We start from the raw sequence: 22948 nt of genomic DNA, 5'->3' as shown, positions 1-22948 counted from the left end.
GGGTGTATTCAAGACAAGTATGAAAACTGATTTCTATTTTAAATCTATTTTATAGGTTTTTGTTTTACAAAATTTAGAAATAGGAATAGTTGTGAGAAATCATCGTTAAAATAAAAAAGAAGCCTTGGTTTAAAGCTTCTTCATTTCCTGTGATATATTGTTAATTAAAAATCAGAGGTAATTTTTTTATATTCAAAAAAGCTGTCAAAGTTTTTATTAAGAATTGGTTCGTCAATCTTAAAGAAACTTGGACGAGCAGTTTTTTTACTAAGCATCTTAAAATACAAAGTTTCGAAATCTACTATTCCCAAGCCATCTGTTGCTTTGATATTAGAGAGTGTGACTCTATATTTATTTTCCTTAATTTCAATTCTGGCATCAGCAAAAATCATCGCCGTGAATAAATAAATTGGTGATGACATCCGTGCTGCTCCGTAAGTATTTGGTTTAAAACCTTTTAATTTTCCAATTATTGTAGTTTGAACAGTATCAATACCCTCAAGACAGTTTTTAAGTTTGATAAAGGTTAAATATTCTTTCGCTGAAACATTTAAATCATATATTTTTTGCCATATCACAGCATCATTTTCAACTTTAAATAATGATGTTTCTGGAATTGAGGAGTCTTGTGCACTAATAGTAAGTGAGGAAAATACAGACAGCAATAGTAAGTAAAGTACTTTTTTCATACAACAATTTTTAGTTAGTGAATAGTTAATTGCTAGTTATTAAGACAAAGATTATTAAAATTGTTGAAGAAACCAAAGTAGACTTATTTAAAGGAAAATTTTGTTTGATAATTCTAATTACTTCTTACAATTAATAAAAAAGGCACAAACCAGCGCCTGTGCCTTTCATTAATCCATCTAAACTATTCCATCATCATTTCAGCATGCTCTGAGGCTTCTATCTTCTTGCCACCCACAAATAGTAAGAGTAGAGGTAAACAGAGTAAGAAAAAAGCACCTATAATCAGAAAAGTATCTGAATACGTCAATACTAATGCCTGACGAACTACACTTCCATATAACATTTTGTATGCTTTTTCAGTGGCTGTTACCAGAGCATCACCTTTCGACATGAACAAAGCTGTATATTGTTTCAGTCGTTCGGCAGATATAGGATTATAGATTGACAGGTTATCAGCTAAACGATTGGTGTGGAATACCGTACGTGTAGAGATATATGTTGTCATGATGGCGGTTCCGAATGTGCCACCTAACTGGCGAACCATACTCGATAAGGCAGAGCCTTGCGGCATCTTGGCTGGTTCAAGGTCAGCCACTGTAATGGTCATGAGAGGAATGAAAATTAACCCCATCCCTATACCGCGAATCATCAATGGCCAGAAGAAATCATGTGGGCCTGTGGTGAGACTCAAACTTGATAAATCATAGCAGAAGCCCACAAACAGAGCAAAACCAATAGCTGCATACCAGATGGGCGACATGATGTTTTTACGCATCACAACCCCCACAACCAACATCATAATGCCGGTCATAATAGAGCCGGGCATTAGCAATAAACCTGTCTGACTGGCAGTGAAGCCTAAGATGGTCTGACAAAACACAGGTATAATAAATACTGAGGCAAACAAACCAAAACCCAGAATAAAGTTGAACAGGTTGGCTACGGCAAAACGCCGTTGGGCTAATAGTTTTAAATCCAGTATCGGGATTTTTACGATGAGTTGTCGCCAGATAAAGCCCAATAAGCCTACTACAGCCAGAATGGTCATCACCGTGATGAAGTTCGAGTCGAACCAATCTTCTTCATGTCCTTTTTCCAGAATAATCTGCAAGCCACCAATACCCACCACTAATAGTACCAACGCCAGCCAGTCCATCTTACCCGCGGGTATGGGTTCGGAGGGCTCTGTAATATAACTGAACGTCAGAAAGGTAGCCAGTATACCAAAAGGAATATTGATGTAAAACACCCAGCTCCAGGATAAATGATCGGTAATGTATCCTCCTAAAGTGGGTCCGATGGATGGCCCGATAATAACGCCCATCCCAAAAATAGCATTGGCCAGACCCAGGTCTTCTTTCGGGAAAGTCTGAATCAGAATAGATTGTGCAGTGGTCAATAATCCACCACCACCGATGCCTTGCACTACCCGAAAGAATACCAGTTCCCAGACATTGGTTGACAGTCCGCAAAAAACGGAGGCAATCGTAAATAATATGATGGATGCAGCAAAGTAATTCTTACGGCCCAGCTTGGCGCTTAACCAACCCGACATAGTAATCATAACAGCACTGGCAGCGGCATAGCCAGTTACCACCCAGCTGATATCACCGAGTGATGCCCCCAGGTTCCCCATCATCTGGTTCAATGTTACATTGACAATAGATGAGTCGATGGTCTGGAGTAAGGCAGCTGTGGTAACAGTGATTACGATTATCCATTTATCAAATCCTAACTTCATAATTTCTTTATTTTTTTTGTATGTCTACGGCCACCGCTACACTTAAACCGGGGCGTAATTTGGCAAAAACCGGACTGGTTTTATCAATCTCTATTTTTACAGGTACACGTTGCACTACTTTTACGTAGTTTCCGGTAGCATTATCAGGTGGAATCAAAGAGAATTTAGCTCCTGTTGCTCCGGCAAATGATTCTACTTTACCAGTTAATTTCTCTTTACCGTAAGCATCTACATCAATATCAACGGGTTGTCCTAATTGCATTTCTGTCAATTGTGTTTCTTTGAAATTGGCGGTTACCCATAACTTCTCAGTATTTACAATCGAGCAAAGGGCTTGTCCAGGCTGAATTAACTGACCAACTTGTACCGAACGTCTTGATACCACACCGGAAGCGGGAGTCACTACCACTGTATAAGACAATTGTAATTTAGCTAAATCTAACTCTGCCTGGCGTTGTTTGGCGGTTGCCTGTGCTACGCCTATCTGGCTTTCAACAGCCTTGCGTTGCGAACTCGTTACTCCTGTTTGAGTATTCGCAGCATTTACCTGCAATTGAGCAGTTTCCAGTTGCGATTGCGCAGCCTGAAGAGCAGCCTGTGCGGCATCACGCTCTGCCTGCACATTATCAAACTGCTGTTGCGGAATGGTTTTTTCGGCGAGCAATCTGCTGTAACGCTCAAAATCTGTATTGGCTTTGCGTACTCTTACCTGTGCAGCAGCTATATTAGCCTGTGCTGTTGTTACCTGATTGCGGGCTGTTTGAACATTGGCTTGCGAACTCTGGATAGTTGCAGATGCCACACCAATATTAAACTGGCTTACACCACCACTGGCTACAGCTGTTTGTAATGCCGCTTCTGCTTGTGCTACACGAATTTTGTAGTCGGCATCATCAATGATAAAAAGGGTATCACCAGCTTTTACGACCTGGTTGTCCTGAAAGCGAATGGCTTTAATATAACCTCCTATTTTAGGAGTAACTGCATTCACATCTCCATCAATTTGTGCGTCGTCGGTGGTTTCGTAGCGTTGTAAGTACTGGATTTCTTTATATCCATAAATAAGTGCGGCAATTAATGCAATGACACCCACTACTCTGATAATTATCTTGGTATTCATGATTGTTTATATGAAATAATGTGTTTTTGAATGTTGTTCTCTCCCTCTCCCCATTGTTGCAGAGAGGGTCGGGGTGAGGGTTTAATTCCCACCCGTTGCTTTCAAAAGTCTTTGATAGGCTAGTTGGCCATCAACTTTCGAATTAATCAGGTTTAATTGTGCTTGTAATAAAAATGTATTGGCATCGAGCAATTCGGTTGAACCTACCAGACCATTGCGGAATCGGGATTCTGTCAGGCGATAATTCTCCTGTGCCTGCTCAAGTGCGGTCCTGATTACCTTTTGTTGTTCAATCGCTAATTCGTAATTATGATAGGCTGTTACCACTTCTGAGCGAATCTGGTCGCTTTGTTGTTGTCCCTGCAGAATGCTCTCATTGATGGCATTTTGTGCTGTGTTAAGACGTCCCTTCAGGTTATATAATGAACCAATATTATAGGAGATACCTAAACCAATATTCCAGGCGTTGATAAAAGTTTTAGCCTCAGGTATAAGACTGGCATTCGGATTTACATAATTGTAACCTGCCGATAATCCAATGTGCGGATACTTATTGCTTTTAACCAGACGTAATTGCGCATCGGCTGACTGTTGGCGTAAAACATTGGCCTGTAACTCAGGCCGCACCTGAATGGCCTGGTCTACAAAACTATTCAGCGTTTCAAGCGCTATTGCATTGTTACTTAATGTGGTATCAACTGCAATACTCATCGCATTTTCAGCGCCAATCAGTAAACCAAAATTGAAAAGTGCCGTCTCTTTGGCTTTTTCTACCTGCAAGCGGCTTAGTTCAAGATTATGTTTTTGTAATTGTAGTTTCAGAACTTCGTTTGACAGTATTACCCCTTCCTTCTCTAAGTTGCGGGCATCTTTTTCCCGCTCATCGAACTGCTGGATATTCTGGTTGAGAACATCGGTTGAGCGCATGAGTTTTACAATAGTATAGTAGGCATCAGTAACCGTATAAACCAATTCCTGACGATTACGCTGCGCATCTAATTTACTGGCACGAAGCAATAAATCAGCTGATTGCTGGGCTGCTTTTTCAGCAAAGCCTCCGAATAATTCTTTTTTAACAGAGACTGCTCCCATAGTAGCACTGAAGCCTCCGGCCGGAAGCCCGAACAAAGGTTTGCCATCTTCGCCTTCGCCAAAAGCAAAAGGTGTAATCAGGCTAAAACGCGAATAGGAGAGAGAGGCACTGGCTTGTGGTAAGTTGCGGTCTTTTACTTCCTGCACACGGGCTTCGGCCCCTTTCGTGCGCAGGTCGGCTGCTTTAAGCCCTTTATTATTCTGAATAGCCATGTCAATGGCTTTACTCAGTGGCATTGGTGTCGACTGAGCGAAGGAGTTTCCTATGCTCAACCCAATCAATCCAATGGCTGTGATGTACTTCTTCATTGTTATTTGTTTCTTATTTTGGTCAAAAGTGTGTTTAATGTTTTTACCTCTTCGTCATTCAGGTGACTGACAATTGATTCGAAATTCTGAAATTCAACGGCTACCTTTTTTACAAATTCATTCGATTCTTCTGTCAGGCGGAGCTTTACCCGACGGCGATTTTCAGGGTCTACTTCGCGAACAATCAGGTTTTTGCTGATGAGTCGGTCTGTCAGGCGTGTCATATCCGAATTCAATTCGTGCATTTTGTTTTTAAGCTCTCCTGCATTCAGGCTTCCCGGAAAGACCTCCTGTAACTGGCGCAACACAGAATATTGCTGAACCGACAATTTGAAAGGAGCAAGCTTCTGATCGAAATAATTAAAGATATAGCCATCTGTTATGTGCAGGTTAGCTATTAGCTCGTGATATTGATTTTTATATTGTTTACCCATGTTTTTCTGAAATGTTGCACAAATGTATATTCTATATTTGTTTAAACAAATAATGTTTGAACGAGTGTAAATGTTAATATAATTATTTCAGGATTGTTTAGTTTTTTATGGAGGAGAAGCTGAGAATTTAAACGTAGTTATTAAAGAATTTTAATTTTGTATGTATCTTAAATTCAGGTAGTTATAGACAAAACTAAATAGGTAGAAGCGTAGTTTATTAAAATGTGATTAAAGTTGTATTTAAAGGATATAAGAACAAGGGGAAATAACATTTGACAGGAAGCATAGGGTAGTGGAACAGAAAAGTAATGGTAAGTAAACAATTCCTTTACTCTCCGGAAACTATTTCCATAGCAAACAATTTACTTATGCCTTTATCCATGCCATCTGCCCCGGGCATTGGAAACAGCTCTTCAACAACTATTAAGTAATGCTCAAAAAATAACTTATAAAATTCACTCATAAATTTTACAAACGCTGCGTGAAAAAATCCCGCGCGGCGTCCGCTCATTACGCGCTGCGTAACTGCGGTTTTTACACTTGATTTTGTAGAATTTATTTCTTGATTTTTTTATAATTTATTTTCTCCCATTAATAAGTAAATTAAGCTAGGTTTTTTGGGAATTTTGTCGTAAAATTCACACAAATTTCACCCACATAATTATAAGTCATGAATAACCTCACACTAAACCTGAAAAACTGTATTAAAGCCCATCGCTTCAACCCTGTAAATAAGTCTTCTTGTTCCAATAAAAATTCTCTTAGCTGAATTTCCGTTTTTCTTCAATATCGATTTTAAAGGTAAAGTCGCCGTTTAAATCCACTGTGTATTATTTATTGTGAATCAATAAATAATACTAAGTAATCTTTATTACTCACTAAATTCTACTCCTATGCCTAAAAATTTATTTTTTAATGTCCATAAGTTTCAAAGATTTTATCTGCTTTGTCTAACTATTACTCTATCATTGACAGGACATGCTCAAAAAGAAGTGGAGAAAGTAAAAACTTATCTCAAAACTCATGCTACACAATATCATCTATCAAATAAAGATATTGATGAAATGGTTATTTCGAGCGATTACGTCTCACCTACCACAGGGTGGTATCATGGGTATTTTGTTCAAAAGCATCAATCTATTGAAGTATACAATGGTATTCTGAACACTTTGATTGTAAAGGAAAATGTGGAGCACGTAGCGAATAATTTTGTAACTGATATTGCCTTAAAAGTGCCTGTAATTACAATCATACCTGTTTCGCCTCTCAATGCAATAAGCCGGGCGGCTACAAGCCTGAAACTTCCCGGCAATGCTGCAAACTCGGTAGAGGTAAGTACAAACAGATTAGCTAACGGGCAAATAGAAAAAGGAGTTTATGCCAATGCTGATTTATCTAAAGAGAGTATTCCTGTAAAGCTGTACTGGCTTCCTTATGATACAATAGCGGGGAGAAAAAAAGTATCAAAGGTAAGTCTGGTCTGGAATGTGCAGATTTATACTAAAGATTATAAAAATAGCTGGAGTGTTCAGGTTGATGCCCTAACAGGTGATATCATCGATACAAAAGATTTGGTAATTCATTGCCATTTCGGAGTTCCTGGACATACACATGAATCAGGTTTAACGCATAAAAAGTCAAATCCGGTAAGAGAAAATACCAGTATTTTACAGCCGTTTGCTGCCAATAGTTATAATGTATTTGATTATCCGCTCGAAAGCCCCAATCATGGTACCCGAACCATAGTAGCAAATCCTTATACTAAATTTGTCTCTAATGGTACAGGGCCGGGAGCCACTAATGGCTGGCATAATGATAGTACAGCAAATTATACAAATACACGTGGGAATAATGTCTGGGCTAAAGACGATATAGCAAACGACAACGAAACCACAGCCGGTAGTAGCCCATCATCTGCTACCTTAGAATTTAATTATCCGTATACCCAGGCAACCGGAACTGCTGCGGCCAATCTCGATGCTGCTATTACTAATCTGTTTTACTGGAATAACCTGATTCATGATGTATTATATAAGTACGGACTCGACGAACCAAGTGGTAACTTTCAGAAAGCTAATCTGGGTAGAGGAGGTGGAGGAAACGATTTTGTTTATGCCGACGCACAAGATGGCTCCGGTACAAATAATGCCAATTTCCGTACCCCAATTGATGGACAAAACCCCCGTATGCAGATGTTTCTATTCGGTGATTCCGGTAACCCTGCTTATACACCTGACTCAGATTTTGACAATGGCATAATTGCACATGAATACGGGCATGGCTGGTCAAACCGATTAACAGGTGGCAGGAATAACGTAACCTGTTTAGAAAATGCAGAGCAGGGAGGAGAAGGATGGAGTGATTACCTGGCATTGATGTTGACAACAGACTGGTCAGCATTGTCTGCATCAGTTGCCAGCGCAAATATATCCAGAGTTACGAGCACTTATGTACTGGGTAAGCCTACTACGGGCCCTGGTGCCAGGCCATTTCCTTATTCTTATGATAAGGCAAATGTAAATAATGAGGTTACTTATGGTAAAGTAGCTTCCTATACTATCCCTCATGGTATAGGCTCTATCTGGGCTACTATGCTTTGGGATATGACCTGGGAAATTATTTTGCAAGACGGACAGATTGTCAATAATATCTACACCATTCCTGCAAGTATTACAGATATGAGGGGAAATATAGCTGCACTTAAACTAGTAAACGAAGGCTTAAGATTGCAGCCTTGTAGCCCAAGTTTTATAGATGCACGTAATGCTATTCTGAAAGCAGATTCACTCTTGTTTAATCAAAGATACAGATGCGCTATCTGGAAAGCCTTTGCTCGTCGTGGTCTGGGCTTTAATGCCTCTACCGGTGTTAGTTCTAACGACCGTATAGTATTTGAAGATTTTACTATCGGTACTGATAGAACTTTATCTTCAGCAAAGAATCTGACGGCATGCTCAGGAAACGCTTTTACTTACACAGCTACAACGGCAGCAGAAGGTACAACTACTTATAGCTGGTGACGTGTAGCAGTTGCAGGAATCAGCAATACGGCATCAAGCGGGAAGACAGCTACTATAAATGAGACACTGATTAATACTACCTCTTATCCAATTACCGTTACTTATCTTTTTAATTTAACACCAAATGCCTGTGGCTCTACTGTGTGGCAAACGGTAAAAGTAGTAGTAAATCCGTCACCTACTCCGCTAGTTGGGACTTATGCTCTTTGTAAGGATGGAGTAGTTCCGGCTGGAGAAGGACTCTCAGTTACTAATATCGCTGACTCAAATATTTTAAGCGGAACACTATCTTCAAATTCTCCTGTTTACAGAAGAGGGCAAGGCGACAACCAGACTGCTTATAATCCTTCAACGGTTGGCACTGGGGTGTATTTTGGCGCTCATACATTTGTAGCCGCTTCAAGTGGTACATTTGATATTCATACCCATCCTTCAACCTTGCTTTCTAGTCCTGACAGTTATGATACCTATTTTACGCTTTATCAGGGTTCTTTTGACCCTAACTCTCCTGCTACCAATTTTTTAGTAGGAGATGATGACAGTTATGACGCTGTTTTTCAATATAGCTCAAAAATTACATATAATTTCACCGCAGGTTCTACTTATGTATTAGTAGTTTCTCCTTATGGTAATGATGTAACAGGTAATTATACCGTAGAAGCTTCAACCAATCTGTTCAAAAACATAGGCTGGTATGCTAATAGCTCAGGGGGTAATGCATTGGCCACTACCAATATTTTTAACCCGGTTGGCATATCTGGTTCAGGTATGCCCAATACTTCAACACCCGGAACATATAATTTTTATTTGAACACTTCTCAGCAAAATAGTTGCCGTGCTCAGACCCGCTTTATTATCAATGCAACATCTGTTGGAGGCAATATTGCAGGGAGTACTTCGGTTTGTACACCAACTAATACTGGTACGCTCGCACTAAGCGGGCATACAGGTTCGATTGTAAGATGGGAATCTTCTACCGATAATTTTGTAGGTAATATTGTACCTATTGCTAATACAACCACTACTTTATCATTCTCTAACCTGGCACAGACAACTAAATATAGAGCAGTAGTGAAAAATGGCAATTGTACACAGGTTTACTCGGCTTTAGCTACCATTACTGTAGTAGTTACTGCCAGCGCGCCAACACCTGTTGGGAATAGCCGCTGTGGCACTGGTACAGTAACTCTTACGGCTACAGGTTGTGCAGGAGGCACTATTAACTGGTATGCAGGCGTAAATGGTGGTATTTCTTTAGCTACAGGAACGACTTACACAACACCGGTTATCTCAAATAATACTACCTATTATGTGGCATGTACAATCGGAAGTTGTACGTCTGCCAGAGCCGCCGTGCAGGCAATTATTTACGTAAATCCAATAATGAGTGGCAATCAGGCTGCAGGAGATTACCGGGCATCGCAATCGATTACAAGCACGGCCAACGTAGCTACAGGAGTGAATTATTTTGCAGCAAAATCTATTTTGCTCAACCCGGGCTTTCAGGCCGGAGCAAGTGAGGTATTTTTGGCTAAGATAGAAGACTGTCCATAGGGATAGTCAGAATAACGTATTACATTATTTATACTATTAATGAATTGTGTCTGACTATCTCAGGCACAATCAATTTGTCATGCCTTCTACATTAAAAATTAAATTCTACTGACCGTTTAGTAAATAATTGTAGGTTTTCTGAGGTTTTCGCTGTAAATAGATGAGAATTTTACTCAATTGACTATACGTCATTAATTATTATAAAACATGCCTGAGAACTGAATGCTACCGCCTGATAAGTATCCGCACTGTCTTTGAGAATTAATTGCTTTCCTCTTTTATAAATTTCAGATCTTGATTGAGGTATTTAAATCCACAGGTTTTATTATAAGTTGATTCCCAGTTTAAATAAGTTACTCACTTAATTGAATTCCTATGCTTAAACATTTATTTTTTAGTAACATAAGGTTTCAGAGATGCTATCTGCTGTTGATGGTGCTTGGCCTATCGTTTGGAGCTATAGCCCAGAAGGAAGTAGAAAAAGCGAAAACGTATCTGAATGCTAATGCGGCACATTATCATTTATCGAATAATGATATTAGCGAAATCGGTATCTCCAGCGAGTACCTTTCACCTTCAACAGGTTGGTATCATATCTATTTTGTTCAGAAACACCAATCAATTGAAGTGTATAACGGTATACTGAACGTGACATTGGCAAATGACAATGTGATGAATGTAGGAAATACCTTTGTGCGTGATATTGCTTTGAAAGTACCTGCCTTTACGCTGATTCCGCTGACGCCACTTGATGCTGTCAGCAAAGCAGCTACAAGTTTAAACTTACCCGGCAATGCAGCTAATACACAGGAAGTAAGTATTAACAGGTTGCCTAACGGACAGATTGAAAAAGCGGTTTATAAGAATAGCGATTTGTCAAACGAGAACATTTATGTGAAGCTCTACTGGCTTCCCAAAGATTCAATTTCAGCTAAAAGCAAGGCAGCTCAGGTAAATCTTGTCTGGAATGTACAGATATCTACCAAAGATTTCAAAAATAAATGGAGTGTACAGGTAGATGCCATGACCGGCGATATTCTTGATACGAAAGATATGGTGATTCATTGCAACTTTGGAATACCTGAACACACGCATGACCATGATCATGGTATTATGCATGAACCAATAAATAAGGCAAGAGAAAACATAAGTTTTCTACAACCACTAGCTGCTAATAGTTATAATGTATTTGATTATCCGCTTGAAAGCCCGAATCATGGAGCCCGAACAATTGTTACTAACCCTTACACTAAATTTGTGCCTGCCGGCACGGGTCCTGGCGCTACTAATGGATGGCATAATGATGGTACAACAAACTTTACGAATACACAAGGAAACAATGTATGGGCTAAAGACGATATAGCAAATGATAATGAAGGAACAATCGGGAGTAATCCGGTTTCGCCTACTTTAGATTTTAATTATTCTTATACGCAGTCTACAGGAACTGCAGCTGCAAACCGTAACGCAGCTATTACTAACCTTTTTTACTGGAATAACCTGATTCATGATGTACTCTGGAAATACGGATTTGATGAGCCAAGTGGTAACTATCAGGAAACTAATATGAGCAGAGGCGGATTAGGCAGTGATTATGTTTATGCAGATGCACAGGATGGCTCGGGTACAAGTAACGCGAACTTCAGGCCCGAAGTTGATGGAGTAAACGGACGAATGCAGATGTATTTGTGGTCTAACGGGGGAAATCCGCAGTATCAACCTGATTCTGATTTTGACAATGGTGTTATTACTCATGAATATGGGCATGGTTGGTCGACCCGGTTAACAGGTGGCCCGGCCAATTCCAGCTGTCTTCAAAACGTTGAACAAGGTGGTGAGGGCTGGAGTGATTATCTGGCATTGATGCTCACCACTAACTGGGCTTCATTGTCGCCTAATTTGGCCAGTGCCAATTTAGCCAAAGGTATCGGAACATACTCTCTCGCACAAACAACAACCGATATTGGGATTCGAACCTTCAAGTATTCGTATGATATGGCCAATGTAAATCCCGGTATAACTTATGGCAAAGTAGCTACTATGGCACAGCCACATGGTATCGGTTCTATTTGGGCTGCCATGCTTTGGGATATGACATGGGAAATCATTATGCAGGATGCCCAGATCGTTAATAATATCTATACAACGCCTGCTGTAGTAACAAATATGAGAGGCAACATCGCTGCACTTAAATTGGTAAATGAAGGTCTGAGATTACAACCTTGTAGCCCAAGTTTTGTAGATGCCCGCGACGCTATTCTGAAAGCAGATTCTGCCTTGTTTAACAAACGTTACAGATGTTCTATCTGGAAGGCGTTTGCCCGTCGTGGTTTGGGTCTTTATGCTTCTACCGGAGCTTCTTCCAATGACCGTTATGTATATGAAGATTTTACTCCTTATACAGACAGACAATTATCTTCTCCACGACTTTATTCAGCCTGCTCTCGTAGTCCTTTTATTTATACAGCTACTACGGCTGCAGCCGGTACTACTACTTTCAACTGGACGCGCGCGGCAGTGGCAGGTATCAGTAATCCAGCTTCAAGTGGCAATACTGCTAACATTAACGAGACTTTAATCAATACTACCAGTAATCCGATTATAGTTACTTATCTTTTCAATTTAACTCCAAATGTCTGTGGTACTGTTGTACTACAACCGGTAAGGGTAATTATAAACCCTTCGCCTGTACCATTGGTGGGCACTTATAATATTTGTAAAAATGGAAATGTACCTAATGGGGAAGGCCTATCGGTTACCAATATTCCTAATTCAAGTAGCTTAAGTGGCACATTGACCACAAGTCATCCATACTATATGAGAGGAAGCGGAGATAATACTACTACTTATACGCCATCAAATCTCTATGTCTATTATGGCGCACATACCTTTGTGGCTGACGTCAGCGGTACATTTGATATTCATACAGGTCCTGCTACAAACCTTAGCCCAGATAAATACGATACTTATCTAACCCTATATCAAGGTACCTTTAACCCGAATTCTCCGTCTACTAATTTTTTAAAAGGAGATGATGATGGCTATAATTCTACTTTAGCCTGGGGTTCTAAACTCACCTATAATTTTACTGCCGGAACTACGTATGTACTGGTAGTTTCTACTTATACCAGTGGTGCAACAGGTAGTTATACAGTAGAAACCTCAACCAATCTATTCAGAAATATAGGTTGGTATACTGCTCCTTCGAGTCCAACTGCTATATGGACGGGTTCTGTTTTTAATCCTGTAGGAACCTTTGGCTCGGGTCTGCCAAATACTGCAACAGCAGGTACTTATAATTATTTCCTGAGTACCTCTCAACAGAGTGTCTGCCGTGCGCAAACCAGCTTTATTGTCAATGAAACGTCGATAGGAGGAAGCGTTGCAGGAAGTACAACGGCTTGTTCAAATACCAATTCAGGTACTCTTACTTTGAGTGGGCATACGGGGGCTATACTGAGGTGGGAATCGTCTACAGATAATTTTGCAAGCAACATTGTAAATATTAACAATACTACTACTACTTTACCTTACTCAAACTTAACACAAACAACCAAGTTCAGAGCTGTTGTGAAAAACGGGGTTTGTGCACAGGTTTATTCTGGCATTGCGACCATTACAAGAGCTAATGCCACCCCACCATCACCAACAGGCAACAGCAGATGTGGTACCGGAACGGTAACATTAACAGCTACAGGTTGTGCAGGTGGTACTATCAACTGGTATGCAAGCGCAACTGGTACTGCTATATTAGCTACAGGCACAACCTATACCACTCCTAGTATATCAAGTTCAACAACTTATTATGTGAGTTGTATTATAAGCGGATGTACCTCTACCAGAGCAACTGTAACGGCTACTGTTAACCCGACACCGGGTCTGCCAACGCCAACAGGTGCAAGTCGGTGCGGCCCAGGAACAGTAACACTTACGGCGAGTGGTTGTGCAGGCGGCTCTGTTAACTGGTATACTGTGTCGACAGGAGGAACCTCAGTTGGCACAGGCGGTACTTACACAACACCTAGTATTTCGACAACTACAACTTATTATGTAAGTTGCACGGTTAATGGTTGTACTTCTGCTAGCAGAGCTCCGGTACAGGCAGTTATTAATGCCAATCTCACAATGTCAGGTAACCAACCGGCAGGGAATTATCGTGCTTCACAGAGCATAACCAGTACGGCAAATGTAGCATCAGGAGTAAATTATTATGCGGGTAAGCATATATTACTGAATCCGGGTTTTCAGGCGGGAGGAAGTAAAGTATTTCAAGCTAAGATAGAGAATTGCCCTTAAACTGAGATTTGGAGTATTATGCTCTAGTTAAATACACCAGATAGCATGGTTTTCTAAGAAGAAGGTCATGTTATCTGGTGTTTATTTATCTCTTTTAGCAAATAAATAATAATTATGGGGATGGCTACCCATAAAGCAATACTTTTTGACAGAACTGATGTTTTCATGCCCTCTTATTGACCATTCAATAATGATTAAGCATATTTCTTCTATTTAAGAGTTATTATCATTAAATTTGTTTAGAGGTATTTATACCTTGCCAAACTACCTATTATGTTAATATAATAGTCTGATGAAGACAAATCTTTGTATTACTCTTATTATTCTGCTGAATACTTGTGTACTTATAGCACAAGATAATCCAAAAAATATGGGTGTAAGTGATTTGGCGAATGCAGTGGTGATGTTATATGAACGAAAAAACGGTCAGAATGAGAGTCGGGGTACAGGAAATATTGTGAGCTATCATAACAAATATCTACTGATAACAGCACGCCATATTGCAGAACAAATGAGTAGTACCGCTAAGATTGTATTTATGGTTCCGGATAGTTCGGCTATAGAAGAAGACCTGATTTTTCTTACAAGTAGTATTGCAGGAATCCCTTGGATTCATCATCCCTTAGCTGATATATCTATACTCGAAATTGCCCCGTTTAATGATTTTCAGAAAGACCGTTTTCTGAGTTCATCAATTAAATTAGATTGGGTGGCTAGTCAGAAAATCAGTTTCCCAATTGGCACTGAAGCCCTTTTCTTCGGATTTCCTATGTACGTTCTCAATCATTACTTTTCTCCTATTGCCCTTTGGTGTAATACAGCGAGCAAGTTAATTACTCATTCAGATAAAGTTAATTATATTTATTTAGACCGACCCAGCATTCAGAGTTGTAGCGGATCGGGAGTATTTATTACCATAAGAAAAGGAAGCTTTTCAAGAGCTACTTATATGGTTGGAATTATTTCAGCAACACTTTCAGATGATACCGGAGGGAAACTAGCTGCCGTGGTTCCGATAAGTTATTTAAAAGAATTGTTGCTAACGATAAGATAATTGAGTGATTAATTGCGAATTAGCAAATGGTGAATTAGCGAATAATTGCTTTGAATTGATTATTCATGATTAAATTAATCACTAAATCACTAAATCACTAAATCACTAAATCACTAAATCACTAAATCACTAAATCACTAAATCACTAAATCACTAAATCACTAAATCACGGGCCGTCCAGGCTCAATCACTCAATTATTCTCCATAAACCCCAGCTAAAAAATCTTTCACAGAACCGGGTTTTCTGCCTAGAAGTTTTTCTAAATCGGTTTCAGGAGAAGAAAATTCTCCTTGTTTAAAGCCTTCAGCAAAAGCTGCTGAAACACCTATAATTTCTGCCGGAAGACCTGCGTTAGTTAATACTTCAACAAATGTTGCTGAATCAGGGCTTACATAACCTATTTCTTTACCTGCTGCCTGGCTAATAAATTGTGCTATTTCATGAAAAGTAACAGCCTCGGTATTTGATAGAGTATAGTCTTTATTTTCATGTCCGTCACTAGACAGGATATTAGCGGCTGCCTCTGCCATATCGTTACGAAGCGTGAAAGCTACAGGAGAATCTCCAGCTGGAAAGAATATACCAGTTTCGGTTACATTCTGTCCAATAAACATTGGAATATAATCGGTATAGATATTATTACGGAGAATGGTATAAGTTAAACCACTTTCCCTAAGGGCTTTCTCAGTTGATAAGTGAGACTTAGCCACAATATAAATAGGGGAGGTCTCAGTTTCGTTTTTGCGTACAAAACTTGTGTAAACTACATGCCCAACACCTGCCTCTTTCGCTGCTTTTACTACGTTATCTTGTTGCTGCACACGATTTACTATATCATTGCCTGATATAAAAAGCAACTTGTCAACACCTTTGAATGATTTTACTAAAGACTCATAATTATTATAATCACCTGAAAGAATAGTAATACCTTTTGCTTTTAAATCGCCTGCTTTAGCCTCGTCTCTTACTAATGCTGCTATTTCTCTGGCAGGGGTACCTTTTTTTAATAAGAAATCTATAGTTGCCGCACCAAAATGCCCTGTTGCGCCTGTTATTAAAATCATGATAGAAAAAATTTATTTAGAAAATATATTATTGACGCAAAAGTAAATACATTTGCTATATAAAATATAGTGATATACTTTTGTATAGCACTATACAAAAGTATAGTAAACATACGATTATGACAGTATCAAAAAAAATAATGGATTTTGCCGATGCAAAATCATGTCCTGAACAGTTTGTTTTAGCTTTGAATGATACGCTGAATGTATTGACAGGCAAATGGAAATTACCTATTCTGGGTTCTTTAATGTTTGGTATCAAGAGGTTTACGGAGATTCAGCGGAATATACCGAAAATTACCCCACGTATGTTGTCGAAAGAATTAAAAGAACTTGAACTCAATGGCATGGTAAAACGAATGGTGTATGATGCTACACCTGTATTGGTAGAGTATGAATTAACTGAATCGGCTCAAAGACTATCAGATGTAATAGATAGCATGCTAAACTGGGGCTTGAATCATAGAAAAGCGACTATGGGCTAAAGTAATGATTAATTGCAGCCACCAATAGCACTTGTAAATACTTCATTAGGCCCCGCTGAAAAGCCCGGTAAAAGGATAACGAATTGTCCTGCCAGATAAGCCGTTGGGGTGCTGATATTAGCTCTACTGCTTACACTGGTAGTTGCCTCATATATACCTGCATTCTGATTGATATTTTCATAGCTGAGAGCATTCGGACAAACCGTAATATTGACAGCATAATCTTCCGTTTCTCCAAATCCATAAATGGTGCATGGAGTAATAGATGATATATTACCAGTTTCTACAGTAATAACACGCATACGGGTTATTCCTAAAAGAGCATTTGCCGGAATCAGGATTGTACCGCTTTCAATGTGAGGCCCTTGTTGAGAAAGAGATGATGCATATACTTCTTCTCCGACATCATTGAAATCTTTGTCCTGATTAAAATCAATGAAAATCTTCGTCATATTATTATAAAATCCACCACAGGTGCCAATCTGGACCGAAAAGGGATACGAGTTATTTTTACGGACTTCCACCGGAGTTGATAAGGTATAATTTGAGTAAGCTCTGTTTAAAGAGCCTGGCCCACCTGTAGTACTACAAGTAGAAGAACTGCTTAGATTGGCAAAATTAACCTTTAGTATTTCTTCATCGCCAAGATAGGTGGCATAAGAGTCACAATAACATTCATTAATTGGAGTAATGATAGCCTGGACGGGTACTCTGACGGAGGCGGCACAGGTAGCTACTTTGCAATCGACATAGTAGGTAGTCGTGGTTTCAATCACCGGAGTGGTAAAATTTTTCCCTGTGGCTAAGGTGTCACCTCCTGTATTGGTGCTATACCAACTATAAGTACCTAAGCAGCCATTGGCTGATAAACTAAGCGTACCTGTACTACATTTAAGGTTAGAAGTCCCGGTAGGAGGGTTGGTCTGACCTGATAGATAAGGAGAATTAAACCAGCTAGGTTTGATGGCTTCCACACTGATTCTGGCGCGTAAAATTTGTCTCGGAGTAAATTTATGCCAGCAATATTGACTGTAAGATAAAAAGTTTTCGAAAATATCACCATATTCAAGACTATCACAAGGATTAATAGACGTAGATGGTGTGTTAAAACAAGTTTGCCAGCTTTTATGAGGCGGGGTATCACTGATCATGTCACCGTCTGCATCAGGATTATCATTCACAGGGCATTGCGTTCCGAAAACATCTCCTTCAAAGGTATGTTTCAGATTCATTACGTGCCCTAACTCGTGCGCCATAATACCAAATCCAAATGAGCGCACATCAATAAAAGTAAAACCTTCAAGATATCCGGCAAATCCTCCGGCGCCATTCATTTTATGAACTAGCTCTATAGTAATATAATTATCACGGTCATTCCAGTTATGTAAAGCTCTTAACTGGAACATCATTATTAAATCATTGTAGTCAAGACCATTATCAACATAATTAGGTACGCTTGTGGCATTCACTCTTACGATACTATTCAAGTCGCCGCAATTGGCCAGAGCAAACTCTACTTTCATATCATTATAGGGGCTAAAGCCATTTTTTGCTCTGAATGCATCATTCAATGTATTAAGTTCCTGCAGAATAGTTTCAGTAGAAATATTAGAGCCCTCACCCACGAGCTCACCTTTATTGTATACAATAAATACCACCGGAATAGTGAATACGGTATTCGGGTCAACTAAATTTCCGGATTTCTCAATACGTTTGATTTTCTCCTGAATTTGCTTTTGCAGTTCCGGATTGTTCTTATTGATTTCCTCAGTACCACACTGGATTTGAGAAAATACAGTTAGAGAGAGTAAACAGAAAAGAATAGTGACGACTGTAAAAATGCGGGTTTTCATAAAAGAAGTAGCTTTTGAAATAATAGGTCTTACGTGGGTGCTTATATGTTGACAATAAATTTCAGATTCTTTAAAGAATTTTGCTAATAATGAGTAAGAAATTTATTTAAAGGAGATAGGGATTTGTGTTTTAATAGGAGTACTTTAAAGGTTTCTCTGAATAGATGGTATGAATAATTTGGTGAGTTATCATAAGCTCAAATAGCTAGCCACTTTAGCTGAATTCTATCAGCCAAAGTAATAATTAGGTAAAATAAAATCTATGATTCTAGGCGATTCAGAAAACCAATAAATTGTTACAGACAACTAGTAATTGTGAAGCATCAAAAATCTTTCTTCTTCACCTCATCATTATGTTTCATGTACAAAGGAAGAGCCGCAGAGCCGTACCACGGAAAGATATCGGCCTCTAAAACTTTGGCTTTTATGGCAGGATCAGTATCTAAAAGCACTTTAGCTTCTTCCGGAGTTTTAGCGTTTAGAATGAAAATCCCGCGATAGGCTTTATCGTTTTTACCTATAGGCCCTGCTACTATCAATTTCCCCATTGATTCCATTCTGCCCATATTCGTCATATGGCCTCTGAACAGACTGTCTAAAACAGCTTTATCAGTAGTAGTATTGGTTCCGGTTTTCAATATCACCAGTGAGTACATTTTCATGCCATATTCATCGGCACCTAACGAGTCGGCTAAGGCTTGTTTGAATTTTGGATTGGGGTTTTGGGCTTGTACCGTAGCAGCACATACAACCAGTAATAAGAGTAGGAAAGATTTATACATAAGCAATAGGTTTTATGAAGTAAATATTAAAAAAATCTTATGTATAACCTAATAAATTATTGAGCGATTGAGTGAATTAGTAAACTAGATTGTTAACAGATATAAAAAAAATGAAAAGGGTAAAAAGCTGTTTTGTGAATTTCTACGGGTGACTGTTAATTCTCATAATTATATTTATAAGTAAAGCCGTTATCTTCTGATACTTCGGTTGGGTAACCTTCTTCATCATATTTGAATGTACGTTTAAAAATATAGCGATTAGAGGCTTTTATTACATTGTTAGGGCTTTTGTTGAAAGGACTTATCCAGGCTGGTCGTTGATTCATTAGATAATAAGGGTTGATTTTATTATCATATTCGTAGTTAGTAACCTGGCCATCAGGATCTGTCTGCTTAATTAAGTTTCCCGTAGCATCATATTCAAAGGTAGTTACCAATGAATTTGTACCACCAAGTATTATTTGTTTTTCAACAAAACCTTTGGCATTATATACATATTCAGTGGTTGTGTTAAAAGAACTGAAACCGCCATTGTTTCTGGTAGCTTTTACTATTTTTCCCTGAGTATTATATTCGAAAATTTCTTCACCTTTTAATCCTGCTGCGGGGTCACATGAGGCCGAGGAACTTGAATACATACTGCGGAGCGTAGTTTTTAAGCCGCTTAGCTTTGCGTTTTTGTACTCATAATTAAATTCATCAGTAGGATTGGTCTCACAAAAACCAAAGTAGTTTTCTTTTATTAGTAAGTTTTTATCATACTGAAACGAATGGTTTACTTTACCATTAACAGTAATACTGACCAGTTTTTTACCGGAGGAGGGCGTCTGCGGGTCGGCCGCTTCTTTCTTGCAACCTAAGCCGAGCGCAATGAGCAGGATAATTGCTAGTTTTTTCATTTTTTGTTATTTAGTAATAATGACATGGAGCCATGACAAATATAAATAAAAAATGAAAGAAACGAGTCATAATTTGCTGATAGAAAGCGATAAAGAGGAAAATGCAATAACAAATCTCTGTGTTAATACTTTATATTATCTGAAGCATTAACACAGAGATTAAATGACTTTGGAAAGATTATAACATTACTTACTCAATCTCTCCAATATCTGTTTACCCCCGTTATTATTAGGGTTCAGCTCTACAGATTTCTGATACATTTTTTTTGCTTCTTCCTTATTCCCCAGTCTCAGTAATGCCTCTCCTAAACTGTCATACGTATTCCAGCTATCAGGATATAGTGCTGCGTTTAGTTTAAAGAGTTCAAGTGCCTCTTTGTTTTTGTCCTTGCTCATGACCCGATAGGCCCAATCGTTGAGTTCGTTTTCATCTGGTTTAAAACCATGGTCTTTTTTACGGGCTTCTTCTACTACTTGCATGGCTTTGTCATAGCCGCGTTTATCAAGTTCAATTCTCAATAAAGTAATTGGGTCAGAGGCGGGAATTTCAGGGTTAAAAAAGCCTGCGAGTTCTTCTATCCAGTTTTCAGGAGAAGAGCCTTGCAAATTTGTCAATACAATAACAGCCATCTCATCGTCCGGATAAACTAAAAAGGCTGAACGACCACCTCCAGTCATTCCGACCGCCCAGTGTTTCGGACGGAATTTGTTTACACCCCAACCCAAAGCCCAGTTAGTAGGCTTGCCGTTGTTAAAAGTTATCGGCGACCACATGGTTTTAAGAGTCTCTTTTTTGAGTAATTTACCTTGCTGTAAGGCAATTACCCACTTAGCCATGTCTTCTGCTGTACTATTTAAGCCAGTACCTCCACGGCGAGAGGGTGGAACTTCCGCATAATTAATCGTGAGTTTCTCTTCTGGCAGTCGTTGCCCATCCATTGCTTTTTTTAAGGAGTAAGTTGGGGCATAATGTGGGATTATGTCACGAGAATCTCCAAAAACTGTGTGTGGCATCCCAACTACATCAAACTGTTTTTCCTGAAATACCTGTGTGAAATCCTTTCCTCTTAATTTACTAATCACCTTGCCCAGGAGTACATAATTAGTCTGGTTATAGCTGAACTGACTACCGGTAGGAAAATCCATGGGTAAAGTCATCACTTTCTGCCATGATTTTGCTTCATTGAATGCACCAGCACTAGTGTTTTCCTGAATGCGCAAAATATCTGGTAAACCAGAAATATGGGCTAATAATTGCTGAATCTTAATGGGTTGCCACTGAGCCGGCAGACTATCAATATAGTGAGAGATTGGAGCATTTAAGTCGAGTTTACCCTCTTCAACCAATTGCATAGCAGCTACGCCTGTAAAAGACTTGGTACAGGAATTAATGGCAAAAATACTTTGGTCATCAACCGCAATATTATCCTGAATATAGGCCTTGCCCAATGACTTACTAAATACAATTTTGCCCCTTTGAACTACTGCCACCTGCATACCTGGAATCTTGAAGTCTTTCATCTGCTTAAGCAGGAAATCTTCTACTTGTTTTTCTTTGGATTGTGCGAACCCCAGCTGACTAATCAGCATTAATACAGTTATAAGCTTTTTCATGAATAAATTTAAAAGTGATTTTTGTGTGGATACTTAGGTTCTGAAAAAAGGTTACAGTGAACTTGTTTTAATTTCACTACAATGGAATAACTTCTGCTAACCATCCCGTAATCTAGGTATATTAATTATTTACGGCTGTCTTCATGCAAAAAGGTTCCCACCATAATGGTAACCTTTTCCGGTTCCGATTTAGGATTCGTAATTCTGATATTCTGTAAACTATCTCTGCTCTCTTTGAAAAAGGTTTCCACCATATTGGGAACCTTTTCCGGTTTCAATTTAGGAGTAGTAATTCTGATTTTCTGTAAACTATCTCTGCTCTCTTTGAAAAAGGTTCCCACCATAATGGTAACCTTTTCTGGCTTCGATTTAGGATTCGTAATTCTGATTTTCTGTAAACTATCTCTGCTCTCTTTGAAAAAGGTTCCCACCATAATGGTAACCTTTTCCGGTTTCGATTTAGGAGTAGTAATTCTGTTTTTCTCTATACCATCTCTGTTCTCTTTGAAAAAGGTTTCCACTATATTGGTAACCTTTTTAGGTTTCTTTTTGGTAGTTGGAGACACCCAAAAAAGACGGGTAATGTTCTTTTGAGTGGCACTCAATGGACAGTAATTGTAGGCTTTCTTTTTATTATTCATGGCAATAGTTGTTATGCAGGCAGCTAGTTGCGAACTACTTGTTGTGTGTTGTTATCCATGTCTTGGCACTACCAACCTGGCATCCTCATAAATTTCTGGTTTTGGATTATGCTTTCAAAATGTTTGGGAAGGTTTTCGATAGAATCAGACTATTGAGGGTTATATCGAATGTGGTAGATGGTCATATCAAATTTTAAGGAATACACATACTCAGCATTTATTTCCTGAATCTTAATCAGTTTCGACAATATACTTTTTTAGTTGAATAGTTTATTTATTCTTTACTTCCTGGTTTATAT

The 22948-nt window shown here is 38.9% G+C and carries 17 protein-coding genes; 5 read left to right on the top strand and 12 right to left on the bottom strand.

All coding sequences use genetic code 11. From position 1 onward, the window contains the following. Positions 1–164 precede the first annotated feature (164 nt). The 6 genes from D0T08_RS00845 to D0T08_RS27405 all read right to left on the bottom strand — a co-directional run bounded on the left by D0T08_RS00845 (position 165) and on the right by D0T08_RS27405 (position 5897). A complete protein-coding gene (locus D0T08_RS00845) occupies positions 165–689 on the bottom strand; it encodes a hypothetical protein (protein WP_116980675.1) in 525 nt (174 codons plus the stop codon). A gap of 182 nt (positions 690–871) precedes the next feature. Further along, a complete protein-coding gene (locus D0T08_RS00840; protein ID WP_199538100.1) occupies positions 872–2431 on the bottom strand; it encodes a DHA2 family efflux MFS transporter permease subunit in 1560 nt (519 codons plus the stop codon). Positions 2432–2438: 7 nt separating this feature from the next. Further along, complete coding sequence (locus D0T08_RS00835) at positions 2439–3551, bottom strand: HlyD family secretion protein (protein ID WP_116980673.1); 1113 nt, start codon at positions 3549–3551, stop codon at positions 2439–2441. A gap of 81 nt (positions 3552–3632) precedes the next feature. Next, positions 3633–4952, bottom strand: coding sequence for a TolC family protein (locus D0T08_RS00830; protein ID WP_116980672.1), 1320 nt, complete (start codon positions 4950–4952; stop codon positions 3633–3635). A gap of 2 nt (positions 4953–4954) precedes the next feature. Further along, positions 4955–5386, bottom strand: a complete 432-nt coding sequence (locus D0T08_RS00825; RefSeq protein WP_116980671.1) for a MarR family winged helix-turn-helix transcriptional regulator — start codon at positions 5384–5386, stop codon at positions 4955–4957. 328 nt (positions 5387–5714) lie between these two features. Next, positions 5715–5897, bottom strand: coding sequence for a hypothetical protein (locus tag D0T08_RS27405; RefSeq protein WP_147322676.1), 183 nt, complete (start codon positions 5895–5897; stop codon positions 5715–5717). A 382-nt stretch (positions 5898–6279) separates the two neighbouring features. Here D0T08_RS27405 and D0T08_RS00820 point away from each other — a divergent pair, with 382 nt between their 5' ends. The 4 genes from D0T08_RS00820 to D0T08_RS00805 all read left to right on the top strand — a co-directional run bounded on the left by D0T08_RS00820 (position 6280) and on the right by D0T08_RS00805 (position 15310). Next, a complete protein-coding gene (locus D0T08_RS00820) occupies positions 6280–8406 on the top strand; it encodes a M36 family metallopeptidase (RefSeq protein ID WP_116980670.1) in 2127 nt (708 codons plus the stop codon). 141 nt (positions 8407–8547) lie between these two features. Next, positions 8548–9960, top strand: a complete 1413-nt coding sequence (locus D0T08_RS00815) for a 3-coathanger stack domain-containing protein (RefSeq protein ID WP_116980669.1) — start codon at positions 8548–8550, stop codon at positions 9958–9960. Positions 9961–10335: 375 nt separating this feature from the next. After that, the gene (locus D0T08_RS00810; RefSeq protein ID WP_116980668.1) at positions 10336–14256 is read left to right on the top strand and encodes a M36 family metallopeptidase; all 3921 of its coding nucleotides are present in this window, start codon (positions 10336–10338) and stop codon (positions 14254–14256) included. A 292-nt stretch (positions 14257–14548) separates the two neighbouring features. Next, positions 14549–15310 (top strand): hypothetical protein, encoded by a 762-nt coding sequence (locus tag D0T08_RS00805; protein WP_116980667.1) that lies wholly within the window; start codon positions 14549–14551, stop codon positions 15308–15310. A gap of 195 nt (positions 15311–15505) precedes the next feature. Here D0T08_RS00805 and D0T08_RS00800 read toward each other — a convergent pair whose 3' ends face one another. Beyond that, positions 15506–16375 (bottom strand): SDR family oxidoreductase, encoded by an 870-nt coding sequence (locus D0T08_RS00800; RefSeq protein ID WP_116980666.1) that lies wholly within the window; start codon positions 16373–16375, stop codon positions 15506–15508. A 119-nt stretch (positions 16376–16494) separates the two neighbouring features. On the opposite strand from D0T08_RS00800, the gene D0T08_RS00795 reads away from it, so the two are divergent. Then, positions 16495–16860 carry a helix-turn-helix domain-containing protein gene (locus D0T08_RS00795; protein ID WP_116980665.1) on the top strand — a complete coding sequence of 122 codons (366 nt, stop codon included), beginning with the start codon at positions 16495–16497 and terminating at the stop codon, positions 16858–16860. 8 nt (positions 16861–16868) lie between these two features. On the opposite strand, the gene D0T08_RS00790 is transcribed toward D0T08_RS00795, so the two are convergent. The 5 genes from D0T08_RS00790 to D0T08_RS00770 form a co-directional block, all read right to left on the bottom strand. Next, a complete protein-coding gene (locus D0T08_RS00790; RefSeq protein WP_116980664.1) occupies positions 16869–18713 on the bottom strand; it encodes a GEVED domain-containing protein in 1845 nt (614 codons plus the stop codon). A 323-nt stretch (positions 18714–19036) separates the two neighbouring features. Beyond that, complete coding sequence (locus D0T08_RS00785; protein ID WP_116980663.1) at positions 19037–19495, bottom strand: YciI family protein; 459 nt, start codon at positions 19493–19495, stop codon at positions 19037–19039. A 155-nt stretch (positions 19496–19650) separates the two neighbouring features. Beyond that, entirely contained in the window at positions 19651–20394 is a 744-nt protein-coding gene (locus D0T08_RS00780; protein WP_116980662.1) for an RHS repeat domain-containing protein, read from the bottom strand. A gap of 186 nt (positions 20395–20580) precedes the next feature. Then, entirely contained in the window at positions 20581–22008 is a 1428-nt protein-coding gene (locus D0T08_RS00775; protein WP_116980661.1) for a serine hydrolase, read from the bottom strand. A gap of 125 nt (positions 22009–22133) precedes the next feature. Next, the gene (locus D0T08_RS00770) at positions 22134–22649 is read right to left on the bottom strand and encodes a hypothetical protein (protein WP_116980660.1); all 516 of its coding nucleotides are present in this window, start codon (positions 22647–22649) and stop codon (positions 22134–22136) included. Positions 22650–22948: the final 299 nt, after the last annotated feature.

It is taken from the genome of Emticicia sp. C21 (assembly GCF_003418935.1).
Taxonomy (GTDB): domain Bacteria; phylum Bacteroidota; class Bacteroidia; order Cytophagales; family Spirosomataceae; genus Emticicia.
This window is presented reverse-complemented; position numbering and strand designations above follow the sequence as displayed.